This window comes from Intrasporangium chromatireducens Q5-1, from assembly GCF_000576575.1.
GTDB lineage: Bacteria > Actinomycetota > Actinomycetes > Actinomycetales > Dermatophilaceae > Intrasporangium_A > Intrasporangium_A chromatireducens.
On record NZ_AWQS01000119.1, the window covers coordinates 1 to 12,036 of the forward strand.

Here is a 12,036-nt window from a genome sequence, read left to right on the forward strand (position 1 = left end):
TGAAAAGGACACCCCTCATGGGCCGCGCCACCATCCTGATCGATGACTTCGACGGCAAGACCCTCAACGGCAACATCAAGCGGATCCGCGTCACCGTCGGCAACGAGTCGTGGGACGTCTATCTCTCCGCCAAGAATGCCCAAGCGCTTCGCAAGGCCATCGACCCCTTCGTCAAGAGCGCCGACAAGGCCTCCGGCACCATCAAGACGACCCGACCCCGCACCCGCCGTCCTGCGGCTCCGAAGCGGGACCTCGAGACGATCCGCCAGTGGGCCCGCAGTGAAGGCATCGAGGTCAAGGACCGCGGTCGCGTCGCCCAGTCGGTTATCGAGCAGTACGAAGCGGCTCACGCCTGACCGAGACCCCGGGCCACAAGCCCGTCCGCCAGGGGCCAGCAGCGCCCCTGCGGACGGGCTCGCCCGCCTTTAGGGTGGGACAGTCGCCCGTAGTCGCCATGGGCACCGTCGCGAGGAGCGAGATCTCATGCATCAACCGTCAAGCCAAGGCGCCTGGCGCGTGCTCGGCGAACGGACGATCTACGAGAGCCAGTGGGTCACCCTGGGCAAGGCCGAGGTGATCCTGCCTTCGGGCCAGCACTTCGAGCACCACACTGTCACGATGCCCGAGGCCGCGATGGCCGTCGTCCTCGATGACGCGCGCGAGCACGTGCTGCTCTCGTGGCGCCACCGCTTCGTCCCCGACGTGTGGAACTACGAGCTCCCCGGTGGGCTGCTCGATACCGGCGAATCCCCCGAGCAGACAATCGCCCGCGAGATCGTCGAGGAGACCGGCTACCGCGCACGCTCGCTCCGTTTCGCGGTCGCGTTCGAGCCGATGGTCGGCATGCTGCGCTCCCGGCACCACGTCTTCATCGCCGAGGGCGTCGAGCGGGTCGGCGACCCGGTCGAGCTCGACGAGGGCACCTTCCAGTGGGTCCCGCTCGCCGACGTCCCGTCGCTGATCGCGTCCGGCAAGGTCATCAACTCAGGGACCGTGGTCGGGCTGCTGCACTACCTCGCCCTGACACCGCGCGAGGATCGCGAGTAGCCGCTTGCGTTGCCGCCGCGAGCCGTAGCGCTCGGCCATCCGCATCGCCGCGCTCGCCTCACCTCGCGCGGCGGGGATGTCTCCGGCATTCAGGTGAGCCGTCGCCAGATCCGTATGGAGCGACGTCGCCGCACGTACTGAGTCGCCCTCACCGCCAAGCGCGGTCGCAAGGTCGTCGACCACCTCGAGGTCACCGAGCTTGGCGAGGCAATGGGCACGCCACCGAGCCAGGTGCTGTGGCGTGAGCATCAGGTAGGGCAGATCCTCTCCGTCCGCGCCCTCGAGCAGCTCGCGAGCAGCTTCGAGAAGGCGCCGAGTTTCCCTGTCCGCTCCGTTAGCCGCCAAGATTTCCGCGTATGCCGCTGACACCCAGGCTCGCATCAATGCTGGGGTCGCGCTCGCGTGGCCGACCGCAGCCTCAGCCGCCTGCGCCGCCATCGCCGGCTCCTGGGCGTCGATGAGGATGAGAGCCTGCTGAGCCAGCACGTGCGTCAGGACGGTCTCGTCACCGCTCTCGAGCGCCGCCGCCTTCGCCTGCTCGTGATGCCGCCAAGCAGCCGCTACGTCGGCCCGGTCGAGTGCCTGCCACCCCGCGAGCGCTGCCGCCTCCGCCAGCGCGGCCGCCAGCGCCGGTCGTGAAGGACCAGCGCTGAGATGCAGCACCGAGTCAAGCTGGGCAACATGGGACTCCGCCTGCGCGGCAAGCGCCGCCGAGCCCAGTTTCCGATCGAGCATCCGCAGGTATTGCGTCTGGGCTTCCACGATCTCGACGAGCGAACTGTCGACAGCGACGAGATGGAGCGGCTCCTCACGCAACTCAGCCAGAGGCCCGCTGTCGTCGGGCAGCGCGAAGCCAAGTGCCTCGGGCGGCGCCTCATAGATCTCGACGAAGGCCCGCTGGTAAGCCGGCACAGTCACGGCTCGTTCGCCGGCCTCCCAGTAGGCAAACATCCGCTTCAGCGACGCGCCCTCGGGTGCAGTCTCTCCGGCGCGTGCCAGGGCCGCCTGGAACCGGCGCATCGCTGACGCCTGGCTCCATCCCCGACGGGATCGCTGTGCGCGCAGGGGTGACTGAGCGTTCGGCGCCAAAGAGTCACCGTCAGTCATCTGCCGTCACCTGTTGCCAGCATCCCGTGGCCGAGAGCGTTGAGGCACAAGCACTTTGGCGTCCAATCAGGAGGACTCTCATGCACCTGCTCTCTTTCCGATCGCCCGATCCGATCCGTCGAGAATCAACGAACCTCGCTGAGCCGAAGGCAACCCGGATTGCCCAAGGAGTCAGCGGTACACGACCTGTTTGTCATTGCCATGGTCAGCGCGACCCACGCGCGCCGCAACCGCAGACCGCCCAGGGTGTGGACAACTCGTCCCCGTCCACCCCCACCGGCGAGACGACTTCGGTGTCCCCAGATCGTCGGAAGGGCGTTGCTGCCTTCGGTTGGTCGGGGTGCCATGAAGCAGCAGGAGGGATGGACCGATGACGACTCGATCGAAGGACCCCAGCCATCTCACGAAAGACGAGAGGCTCTGGCAGGCGCTCCGCGAGTGCCCGCCCCTGTCACAACAGTGCCCGGCGAAGGAGCACCTGTGGTTCGTCCTGGAGGACACCGCCTGCACCAAGACGAATGTCGACGTGGTCCCATTCGGCTCCACCACGAAGGTGGAGGTGACCCGGGACTACGCCCACGACGAGCTCGTCGCCGCTATGGACTGGCTGCATGCCAACGAGATCCGGGCGCGACAGCTCACCCCGGACCGCCTCTACGCGATCGTGCGCAGCGTCGGTACACGCGGCGCCCACGGGTCGGCGAGAGCCGTTCAGGCGGACCAACTGCACGGGATGACCAACGTGCCCGCGGGCACCCCCGTGCTGTGGCTGAGCCTGGACGACGAGGATGAGGCCGCCTCATGACGGCGGCCCCGACACAGCCTCGCCTCCTGACGGAGTGGGTGATCGCCCACACGGGGCTCACGAGCGACGACCTGACCGAGCTCGACATCCTCGCCGCGTTCGACGTGCTGGTGTCGCGGTGCGAGGAGGCCCGCCGGCACGGCGCTGCTGACCCGCTGCGCTCGATCACGCCGCGGGAGGCGGGCGGCAACTCACGCCAGACGACCCGCGCGATGCTGGCCCAGCTCGGCTACTCGAGGGCCCAGTTGCGAGTCATCCACCGCATCATGGGCGGCTCGACCAGTGGCTGGCCCGGTCTGCTGCGGGTCTTCGTCGAGGACCGGCCGCTCACGAAACCGCAGCGGGCCTACCTGCGTCGCCAGGTCCGCACCTACATTCGGTCCGGGCCCTCGGTGGACGAAAGGCACGCGCGTTCGTCACGGCTGGCTGACCGGGACCGGATCGCGTAGTGGCCCGAGCCCTGGGTGGCGCACCAGGCCCTCGATGCCATAGAGGCAGGCCACGGCCATCACGCCGATGACCGGGACGGTCGGCCCGAACAGTCCACACGGGCAGCCGTTACCGAAGTCGAGCACGACCCGTTCCCTCGGGACGTCGACCTCAACGCCGACGACGGTGCTCCACCACATCGAGACGAGCTCTCCGTGCGGACGTCGCAGCAGGACCCGCCGATCCGTGAGCATCGCCAGGCACGGCTCCGGCGCGCTCCACAGGCCCGCCTCGAGGCTTCGCACCTGCACGGGAACGGCCCGGGCGGCGAACTCGCCGGGCTCGAGCACGATGCCGAACTGCATCGGGTCGATGTGCTGCACGGGCCGGCGGCGGGCGAGCTCGAGCACCAGGTGGCGTGCGTCCGCGATTGCGACCGCCGAAACCGAGGCGCTGGTCGTCGGCTCCCTCCTCTCGAACAGGGCCATGGCGAGTCACCTCCTCACTGACCATGGTGGCCCGGGCCGGTGACACTGCAAGCCGAGCTGTGGACAACCGGATCGATAGTGACCCCGTCGGGCCGTAGATCTAGGCATGCATCTCCCTCTCCTGACCGCGATCACCGGGGCGGCCGGTTCCTTGGCCCTCTGCGGCGTGTTGGCGTTGACCGCCGCGGCCATCGAGCCACAGGCCGCGGCAGCGTCAACTCCGGGCGTACGACCTCCGATCTGCCTCACCACGGGTGCGCTGTCCGGGCTGACGCCCGCCCAGGCCACGAACGCGCGCATCATCTACGCGACGGCAGCGACACGAGGAGGAAGCCCAGCGGCATACATCGCCCTCATGACGGCGCTGGCCGAGTCCAACCTGCTCGTCCTGTCCAACCCGAATGACCCGAGGGGCAACGGGCTTCCGGCGCAAGGCGTCGGCTACGACCATGACTCGCTCGGGCTGTTCCAGCAACGCCCATCGTGGGGAACGGCGGCGCAACGGATGGATCCGATCGCGTCGACGAATTTGTTCCTCGACGCGCTGCTCACGGTACCTGGCTGGTCCAGCATGGAGCCGTGGCGCGCCGCCCAGCGGGTGCAACGTTCGGCCTATGACGGACGCCCCTCGATCACGAATCACGGCTCAGCCGTGGTCGGCGGCAACTACGTTGTCCAGGCGCCGCGAGCGACGGAACTGCTGAAGCTCATCGAGCGCGACGGAGTGGTCGACTGCGGTGGCGCCGGTCCGTTGACCGCCGCTGGTAGGTCGGGGAACCAAAGGGTCGTCACTGATCCTGCTGGACTGGCGGCGTTGGGCGCTTCCCCCGCCGGTGTCGCGGCGGTCTCGTTCGCGCTCGCGCAACGCGGCAAGCCGTACGTATGGGGCGGCGTCGGACCCGACGGGTACGACTGCTCAGGCCTCATGCAGACCGCCTGGGTGCACGCTGGCGTCAGGATCAGCCGGGTCAGCAGCACCCAACTGCACGACGGCACGCCGACTGGCGCGTCTCAGCTCGTGCCCGGCGACCTCGTTCTCATTCCCGGCGTCGAGGGGACAGTCGCCAGCCCTGGACACATAGGAATGTACATCGGGAATGGACTCGTCTTACACGCACCGCGCACAGGCGACGTCGTCAAGGTGACCAAGTTGACGTCGTTCACGTCCGACGGACTCTCCGGCTTTCGGCACATCAGCTGAGGGTCCCAGTGGCGCAGGCCCATCTCCTATTCGGGCCCGAATCCGGGGTGCCAAAGGAGATCTGTGTCAAGGTTGAACGAGTTGACGCGTCGATCCACGAACATCTTGGGCAGGTTGTTAGTCGTAGTGACTGCGTCACCGGGACTACCCGGATTACGACACGGTTTGCTCCATACGCAAGCAGGGCCGCGAAGGATGGACGTCCGGGCTGCAGGCGAGCAGCCCGCTCACAGAACCACTGATATTTGGCGAACACGCCTGCGCAGGATCGCCGTGGAACGAAGGCACCAGTAGAGCGCGAGTGCGCAGACAGTCAAAGCCCACATCGATCCGTCCCCGGCGAGAAGGATCGCAAGCGCGGCGGCCCCGATTGCTGCACCGATGCTCACGATGCTCTTGCCGACGGCTCCCGCGGCATGGCCGAGTCCCCAGAAGGCGTCGCGTCGGGGCGAGGCCGTCGAGACGAGTCGGACAGCGACACCGACGATGATGCTTACGGCAGCCGAAATCCAGAGCAAACCATGAACGGGAGCGCCATAGCGCGACATCGCATCGACCGCGCCATTAATAACCTCTTCACCGCCGCCGGCAGCACTGAGGGCCGCGGTGACGACACTCGAAATCACGGCGACAACCACACTCTCGAGCAATCTGCTCCACACGGTGTTCTCCCCTCAAGCCCTCCTGTGGAGCGTAGACGCCGGCGCCCACATCACTGGTTCCCTTCGCTCCGTCTTAGGAAGTCCAGATCACCGCCTTCCCATCGGGCGAACCCCGCGATATGCCGGGACCCCTGACGCATCGGGTGGCGTGCGGCCGGTCAGATGGTCACCGGCAGTTAGGAACGGTTCCGCCTCTGCGCATGCGTTGGGGAGGCAGGGAAGCACAGATCCACTGGCGCGAAGATCTGGTCCTCCCACTGCCCGACAGAACGTCCATGACCGATAGCGCCCCCATGAGTCCGTAGTGAAGAGAGAACGCGGGACCGGCCCGCGTCTTCACGAAGGGGCCTCCTCATGCGTCTGCTCCCGACCGTTGACGTCACACCGAACACGAACGGCCTGCCCGGTCTTGCAGCCCTCGAGAAGGTCGTCGGCGCGTTGCTCACCTTCGGCCTGGTCGCTGCGGTCGCCGCCGTCGTCATCTCCGCCATCGCCTGGGCGGTCGGATCGCACTCGTCGAACCCGCACATCGCTGGGCGTGGCAAGACCGGCGTCATCATCGCGAGCGCGTCGGCCATGCTGATCGGTGCCGCGAACACGCTCGTCACGTTCTTCTCCAACGCGGGAGCAGCGATCCGATGAGGCGCCGCCACGCCCACGGGTCACGGCAGGGTCGCCGCATCGTCCTCGTTGCCGTGACACTCGTTCTCGCCGCGCTCGGCAGCGCAATGGGTCTTTGGGCGGTGTCAGGACGAACCGACTCGACCCGGGCACGGTCAGTCAGCACTCCCACCGCCTCGTCGACCCCCGTCCCGGAGACACCGGGACCAGACTCAGCTCAGGACTCAGCAGTTCGGCAACAGCTCGAGCAGATGCGCGCCATGCCGGTCCCCTCCCCCGAACGTGCTCTGCGCGACCGCATCCCCGCGGAGGCACGATCACACCCCGACCTGTATGCCGCACAGTTCGTCACCGCGCTTCTGACCCAGGATTTCCGCCGGCCCCGCAGCCAACTCCTGTCGTGGGTCGCCGCCGAGGCCGTCACCACGAACGAGCCCCTCGTCGTCGGGCTCGTGCCAGTCGAGCTGAGGGACCGGCTGGCCGTCTTCTCGGTCACCGAGGAGTCCGACGGACCGGGCAGTTCACCCATACCGTCCCCCGCCGACTGGATTCGCCTTGGCGCCCTCGACGCCTACACGACGGTCGCAGACGTTCGCGTCTCCGAGCCGCTCGCATGGTCCAACGCTGTCGACGCGGGCCGGATAACAGATCCAGGCATCACCGCCCGACAGGTGACCGCGACGGTCACCTTGCACACGACAGACTCCAGCAGACCCAGCACGACCCGCTACTCGGTCTCCCTCACTGCGGACTTCGAGGGCCCACCGACGCGGCCGTCGTGGGGTTTCGTCAACGTCGTCCGCTACACGAGCCTGAAGGAGGGCGCATCGTGAGCTGTACCGGCGTCGACATGCTCAACCCGGCCTGCCAGATCGCGTCCGCCGCCGGCAGCATTACGGAGAGCGCCTTCGGCACCATCGCGACCTCCTTCGGTGAGGCGGCGACCACCGCGACAGGCTGGCTCTGGTCGCAGATCGACACCGCCACGACGGTCGATCTCGCCTCGCCACAACTGCGCAAGGAGATGGCCGTCACCGGCGCGATCGCTCTGGTCATCTCCCTGGGCCTGTTCACCCTGCAGCTGATCACCGCCACCCTGCGACGCGACCCCGGGGGTCTCGGCCGGGCAGTCAAGGGTCTGTTCATCATGGCGCTCGGCAGCGGGTTCGCCCTCGCCGCGACCCGCATCCTGCTCGCCGCCGTCGATGCCCTGGCCGACGGCGTCGTCCAGCACACCCTGGGCACCTCCGTCCACGGCATCGGCGCGCTGTTCGCGCTAGCCGACATGACCAACCTGGCCAACCCGGCGGTCATGCTGGTCCTCGCCATCGCCGTCCTCGCCGCAACGGTCGTCGTGTGGTTCGCCATGATGATCCGCAAGCTGCTGCTGATCGTCTGCGCCGTCCTCGCCCCCCTCGCGTTCGCCGGCGCCACCGCGGACATCACCCGTTCATGGGTCCGCAAGTGGGTCGAGTTCGTCGTCGCGATGATCGCGGCCAAGCTCATCCTCGTGCTGATCCTCGTCACCGGGATCCTCGTCATGCAGGGCGCCGGCCTCGCCGGCAGCCAGCCGACCCAGATCGGCACGCAGCTGGCCGTCGGCGCGCTCATCCTTCTCCTCGGTGGCCTGTCCCCCTGGCTTGCCGTTCGCATGTGCGTATTCGTCGGCGACTCCCTGTATGCCGCTCACCTGACCGCCGGGCACGCCGCCGCCGGAGGGCGCGTCGCGATGAACGCTCCGCAGAAGGTCGCCTACCTCCGCTCAAGCATGGCAGGTGCGGCCGGCGCCAGGGCGGGCAGTCGCGCAGTCGGCGCAGGTGGCGCGTCAGCCGTCGGCGCGGCGGCGACTGGGCCGAAGCTGAACCCGCCGGGAAAGACCGACTCTGAGCGTCGCAACCTCGTGACGGTCCCGAGCCAAGGCGGCGACGGCATGCGGGGCAGACATGAGAGCCCCACCTCCATGCGGACCGGCACGGGACACGCATCGGTCACCGAGACGGCAGGAGGCGGACCTACCAACTCAGCTCAGCGGCATACGACACCTCCGACGCCACCCGCGTACGAGCGCGTCACCCGCCCCGAGCGGAAGGACGAATCATGAGCGACACCAGCAATCCCAGCGTTGGGCCGTCGATGGTGCGGTTCGCGCGGCTGTCCCAGCGTGGGCTGTTGCTCGGCCTGTCGGCGAGCCGCGTCGCCTGCATCGCCGTCGCCGCGGCAGCCGTGACTATCGCCGTGTTTGCCACAGGTCCGATGGGAGTCGCCGTCTCCGGGCCGGTCTGGGCCAGCTTGCTGGCGTTGGCGTTCATCCGCCGTGGCGGCCGCCCCATCGTCGAACTCCTCCCCACCGCAGCCCATTTCGTCATCCGGCAGGTGATGGGACAACACCGCTTCCGGACCCATCCCAGCCGGCCGCGACCGGTCGGGACCATGGCATTGCCAGGTGATGGGGCCGCGCTGCGGTTGCTGGTTGACGAGGTCACCGGCGCTGCCGTCGTGCACGACCCGCACGAGGCGACGCTGACCGTGGTCGCGCACGTCGACCACGCGGCATACCTGCTGCTCTCCCCCGAGGAACAGCGGCGCCGGATCACCGGATGGAGCCGGGTGCTCGCCGGGCTCGCGGCCTCCGGACAGACGGTGAGGATGCAGGTCCTCGAGCGAGTGTGCCCAGACTCCGGCGACGGGATCGTCGGCTGGTGGCAACAGGCCCGCGCTGAACCGACGACCGATGGGGTTACCTGGGCTGCGGATGAGTACGAGACGCTGCTGGACACCTACACACCGAGCGCGGCAACGCACAACAGCCTCGTGGCGATCGCCGTAAAGGCGCACGGTGGCGTACTTCGCGGGCGAGCCGGCAAGGGACTGGACCGGCTTCGCCAGGAGATGGCCAGCCTCGAGGCGAGCCTGCGGACTGCGGACCTACGGCTGGTCGGTTGGCTCGACGAGGACCGTCTGGCCACCACGATCCGAACCGCATACGACCCGAAGACTCGGGGACGTCACGAGCAGCGACTCGGCTCCGCCGGGCCCGTCGCGATCGACGAGGACTGGGACTGGATCCGGCACGACAGCGGCTACTCGAGTGTGCTGTGGGTCAGCGAGTGGCCGCGCACTGATGTGCCAGTCGACTTCCTGCACGGCCTGGTGTTCCAGCCCGGCATCACCCGGGCCCTGTCCATCACCGCGACTCCTCTGTCCGCACGGCAGGCGATCCGCGACATCCGCCGCGCCAAGGTCGAGCACGTCACCGACGCCGCTCAACGCGCCAGGATCGGCGCCATCGCCGACTTGGCCGACGCCGCCGAGCTCGACGACGTCCTCGACCGTGAACGGGCCCTGCTCGCCGGGCATGCGGACCTCAAGTTCACCGGACTGATCACGTTGACCGCCATGAGTCTTGAGGAGCTCGAGGATGCGGTCGCGCAGGTCGAGCGGGCGGCGATCCAGTGCGGCTGCGAGACCCGCCGGCTTCAGGGGCAACAGGCACGAGCGTTCACCGCGGCGGCGCTGCCGCTGGCCCGGCCCATCCACTGACCACGGTCCCAGGAGAAGCGATGAGTTCACCACGTGCTCACACCGGGCTGCTCTACACAAGGCCCGAGAATGGGCGGGCCGGACGAAGTCAACGGCGCGCGCTTCGAGCGGCGAAGAAGCGGCTGACCGAGGAAAACAACAAGCGTCTGACGGTGGCCGAGGGGCGAGGTGCGGTCGAGGCCGATCGGCCCATGGTGCTGCCACCGCTCGGCGAACACCGGCCCGAGGCGCTGCGCTCCCTGCGCCGACTCCGGCTCCCCGCGCACCGGGCGACCTCGGACGTCCTCGCCGGTGCCTACCCCTTCCTCGCCGAAGCCGGACTGGGCGAGGCCGGCGTCTTCATCGGCCAGGACGCGTGGTCCGGGACTGGGTTCTGCTTCGACCCGTGGGTGCTCTATGAGGCAGGGATTCTGACCAACCCGAACTGCCTCCTCGCCGGCGCGGTCGGCAAGGGCAAGTCCTGCCTGGCCAAGTCGATCGCCACGCGTTCGATCGCGCTCGGCCGGCGGATCTACGTGCCGGGCGACCCGAAGGGCGAGTGGACCGCCGTTGCCGAGCGCGTCGGCGGGGCGACCATCGCGCTCGGACCGGGCACCGGCAACCGACTCAACCCCCTCGATCCCGGGCCCCGGCATACCGACATCGGCGAGGACGAGTGGATCGAGCTCGTTGCGACGAGACGGCGCACTCTGCTCGGGTCCCTCGCTGAGTCGGCGTTGGGACGCGCCCTCACCGCGGTCGAGCACACCGCATTGGACTGCGCCCTCACCGGCACGGTCGCGAGCGATCCGACCCCGACCCTCCCGCGAGTCGTGGACCGGCTACTCCACCCCAGGGCTGACGCCGCTGCAGATGGGGAGTGCGGCCAAGACCCGGCCGAGTTGGCCCGCGACGGACGTGAGCTCGCCCATGCCCTGCGTCGTCTCGTCGCCGGTGACCTAGCCGGCCTCTTCGACGGACCTTCGACAGTCGACTTCGACCCGTCCCTGCCCATGGTCACCCTGGACCTGTCTCGGATCCACGGCTCGGACCAGCTGACGGCCATGGTCATGACGTGTGCGAGCGCATGGATGGAAGCCGCCCTCACCGACCCGAACGCCGGGGCACGGTGGATCATCTACGACGAGGCGTGGCGGCTGATCCGGCAGCCGGCGCTACTGGCGCGCATGCAGGCGGAGTGGAAACTCTCCCGTGGCTACGGCATCGCGAACCTGCTGATCATCCATCGCCTGTCGGACCTCGACGCGGTAGGCGACGCTTCCTCTTCTACGAGAGCGACAGCGAACGGTCTGCTCGCCGACTGCGCGACGAAGATCGTCTACCAGCAGGAACCTGGTGAGACGTCCGGCACCGCGCGCCGCCTCGGGCTCACCAGCACGGAAGAGGCTCAACTACCCGACCTGAGGCAAGGCGAGGGCCTGTGGCACGTCGGCCAGAGAGCCTTCATCGTGAGACACTTCGCGACTGCGAACGAACTCGACCTCTTCGACACGAACCAGCGAATGACATTGAGCCGCAACGCCATTCGGGCACCCTGAGACCATTCACAGCCATCGCCAACCATACACGAAGACGGAGTGAACCGGCCTGTACGACCCTGTCAGCTATTGAGCCTTCCCCTTGCGCAGGAAGAAGGCATCCGGCTGGGGTACAAGTTCGAGGACGACAATGCGGACCCTTGTCCGGTGCTCAACTTCAGGCACAGAACGGACGGTCGGCGCCCCAGCGGGGTAGGCCAACGCGCCGTGATGGACGGTGATGGTCTGGGCGACCTGCAGGAACCGGATAAGTTCGAGCCGGTGCAGGCCTTGGGTGCGGGACTCGTCGCGGTGGACCTTCGGCTGCCGGGCTGCCCCCCGTCTCTCGAGCTGACACCATCGGAGCAGGCTGGCCACGTATCACCTCAGTGCAGTGTCACATTGTGAACGCTCTCTCCTATTTGTCCGATTTGGATGCGGGACGCTATAGGTTGTTTCTCGGTTGCCGAAGTTCTGGCGCTCGATCCCTCCCCCCGGGTGAGCAAGCGGACAGGCAGTCGAGGGGCCCCGCCCAGGTTCCCCCCACCTGCGTGACGGGGCTCCTCACCTCCAAGCCGACTCCCTCGCTGTTGAGCGACACCTTGGTTGCGGATGGGGC

General features: G+C 68.1%; 13 protein-coding genes. 10 read left to right on the forward strand and 3 right to left on the reverse strand.

Features of this window, described 5'->3' with window-relative positions; genetic code table 11:
- Both N864_RS13735 and N864_RS13740 read left to right on the forward strand, forming a co-directional pair.
- On the forward strand, nt 1-356 hold a 356-nt coding region (locus tag N864_RS13735; RefSeq protein ID WP_205620948.1), incomplete at its 5' end, for a histone-like nucleoid-structuring protein Lsr2.
- 127 nt (nt 357-483) lie between these two features.
- Nucleotides 484-1,047 (forward strand): NUDIX hydrolase, encoded by a 564-nt coding sequence (locus N864_RS13740; RefSeq protein ID WP_034717720.1) that lies wholly within the window; start codon nt 484-486, stop codon nt 1,045-1,047.
- On the opposite strand, the gene N864_RS13745 is transcribed toward N864_RS13740, so the two are convergent.
- A complete protein-coding gene (locus N864_RS13745; RefSeq protein WP_051518570.1) occupies nt 985-2,067 on the reverse strand; it encodes an NsdA family TPR-like regulatory protein in 1,083 nt (360 codons plus the stop codon). The two genes, N864_RS13740 and N864_RS13745, sit on opposite strands and share 63 nt — an antisense overlap.
- Before the next feature lie 457 nt (nt 2,068-2,524).
- Between N864_RS13745 and N864_RS13750 the strand changes: the two genes are divergently transcribed.
- Complete coding sequence (locus tag N864_RS13750) at nt 2,525-2,959, forward strand: hypothetical protein (protein ID WP_034717723.1); 435 nt, start codon at nt 2,525-2,527, stop codon at nt 2,957-2,959.
- A gap of 38 nt (nt 2,960-2,997) precedes the next feature.
- Complete coding sequence (locus N864_RS13755) at nt 2,998-3,408, forward strand: hypothetical protein (protein WP_240474326.1); 411 nt, start codon at nt 2,998-3,000, stop codon at nt 3,406-3,408.
- On the opposite strand, the gene N864_RS13760 is transcribed toward N864_RS13755, so the two are convergent.
- Nucleotides 3,376-3,876 (reverse strand): hypothetical protein, encoded by a 501-nt coding sequence (locus N864_RS13760; protein ID WP_034717726.1) that lies wholly within the window; start codon nt 3,874-3,876, stop codon nt 3,376-3,378. The two genes, N864_RS13755 and N864_RS13760, sit on opposite strands and share 33 nt — an antisense overlap.
- Nucleotides 3,877-4,231: 355 nt before the next feature.
- Between N864_RS13760 and N864_RS13765 the strand changes: the two genes are divergently transcribed.
- The gene (locus N864_RS13765; RefSeq protein WP_240474327.1) at nt 4,232-5,077 is read left to right on the forward strand and encodes a C40 family peptidase; all 846 of its coding nucleotides are present in this window, start codon (nt 4,232-4,234) and stop codon (nt 5,075-5,077) included.
- A 227-nt stretch (nt 5,078-5,304) separates the two neighbouring features.
- On the opposite strand, the gene N864_RS13770 is transcribed toward N864_RS13765, so the two are convergent.
- Entirely contained in the window at nt 5,305-5,703 is a 399-nt protein-coding gene (locus tag N864_RS13770; RefSeq protein ID WP_155892939.1) for a hypothetical protein, read from the reverse strand.
- A 390-nt stretch (nt 5,704-6,093) separates the two neighbouring features.
- Here N864_RS13770 and N864_RS13775 point away from each other — a divergent pair, with 390 nt between their 5' ends.
- The 5 genes from N864_RS13775 (at nt 6,094) to N864_RS13795 (ending at nt 11,438) form a co-directional block, all read left to right on the forward strand.
- Nucleotides 6,094-6,381, forward strand: a complete 288-nt coding sequence (locus tag N864_RS13775) for a DUF6112 family protein (protein ID WP_034717735.1) — start codon at nt 6,094-6,096, stop codon at nt 6,379-6,381.
- 239 nt (nt 6,382-6,620) lie between these two features.
- On the forward strand, nt 6,621-7,193 hold the full coding sequence (locus tag N864_RS13780) for a hypothetical protein (protein WP_155892940.1): 573 nt from the start codon (nt 6,621-6,623) through the stop codon (nt 7,191-7,193).
- The gene (locus N864_RS13785) at nt 7,190-8,461 is read left to right on the forward strand and encodes a hypothetical protein (RefSeq protein WP_034717742.1); all 1,272 of its coding nucleotides are present in this window, start codon (nt 7,190-7,192) and stop codon (nt 8,459-8,461) included. The genes N864_RS13780 and N864_RS13785 overlap by 4 nt, the downstream gene beginning before the upstream one ends.
- Nucleotides 8,458-9,900, forward strand: coding sequence for an SCO6880 family protein (locus N864_RS13790; RefSeq protein ID WP_034717745.1), 1,443 nt, complete (start codon nt 8,458-8,460; stop codon nt 9,898-9,900). The genes N864_RS13785 and N864_RS13790 overlap by 4 nt, the downstream gene beginning before the upstream one ends.
- Nucleotides 9,901-9,920: 20 nt before the next feature.
- The gene (locus N864_RS13795) at nt 9,921-11,438 is read left to right on the forward strand and encodes a TraC family protein (RefSeq protein ID WP_034717748.1); all 1,518 of its coding nucleotides are present in this window, start codon (nt 9,921-9,923) and stop codon (nt 11,436-11,438) included.
- Nucleotides 11,439-12,036 lie beyond the last annotated feature (598 nt).

What these genes read in the sequence shown, in the direction of transcription:
- N864_RS13740 (WP_034717720.1), top strand. Translation starts at nt 484, where the DNA reads ATGCATCAACCGTCAAGCCAAGGCGCCTGGCGCGTGCTCGGCGAACGG.
- N864_RS13745 (WP_051518570.1), bottom strand. Translation starts at nt 2,067, where the DNA reads ATGCGCCGGTTCCAGGCGGCCCTGGCACGCGCCGGAGAGACTGCACCC.
- N864_RS13750 (WP_034717723.1), top strand. Translation starts at nt 2,525, where the DNA reads ATGACGACTCGATCGAAGGACCCCAGCCATCTCACGAAAGACGAGAGG.
- N864_RS13760 (WP_034717726.1), bottom strand. Translation starts at nt 3,876, where the DNA reads ATGGCCCTGTTCGAGAGGAGGGAGCCGACGACCAGCGCCTCGGTTTCG.
- N864_RS13765 (WP_240474327.1), top strand. Translation starts at nt 4,232, where the DNA reads ATGACGGCGCTGGCCGAGTCCAACCTGCTCGTCCTGTCCAACCCGAAT.
- N864_RS13775 (WP_034717735.1), top strand. Translation starts at nt 6,094, where the DNA reads ATGCGTCTGCTCCCGACCGTTGACGTCACACCGAACACGAACGGCCTG.
- N864_RS13780 (WP_155892940.1), top strand. Translation starts at nt 6,621, where the DNA reads ATGCCGGTCCCCTCCCCCGAACGTGCTCTGCGCGACCGCATCCCCGCG.
- N864_RS13790 (WP_034717745.1), top strand. Translation starts at nt 8,458, where the DNA reads ATGAGCGACACCAGCAATCCCAGCGTTGGGCCGTCGATGGTGCGGTTC.
- N864_RS13795 (WP_034717748.1), top strand. Translation starts at nt 9,921, where the DNA reads ATGAGTTCACCACGTGCTCACACCGGGCTGCTCTACACAAGGCCCGAG.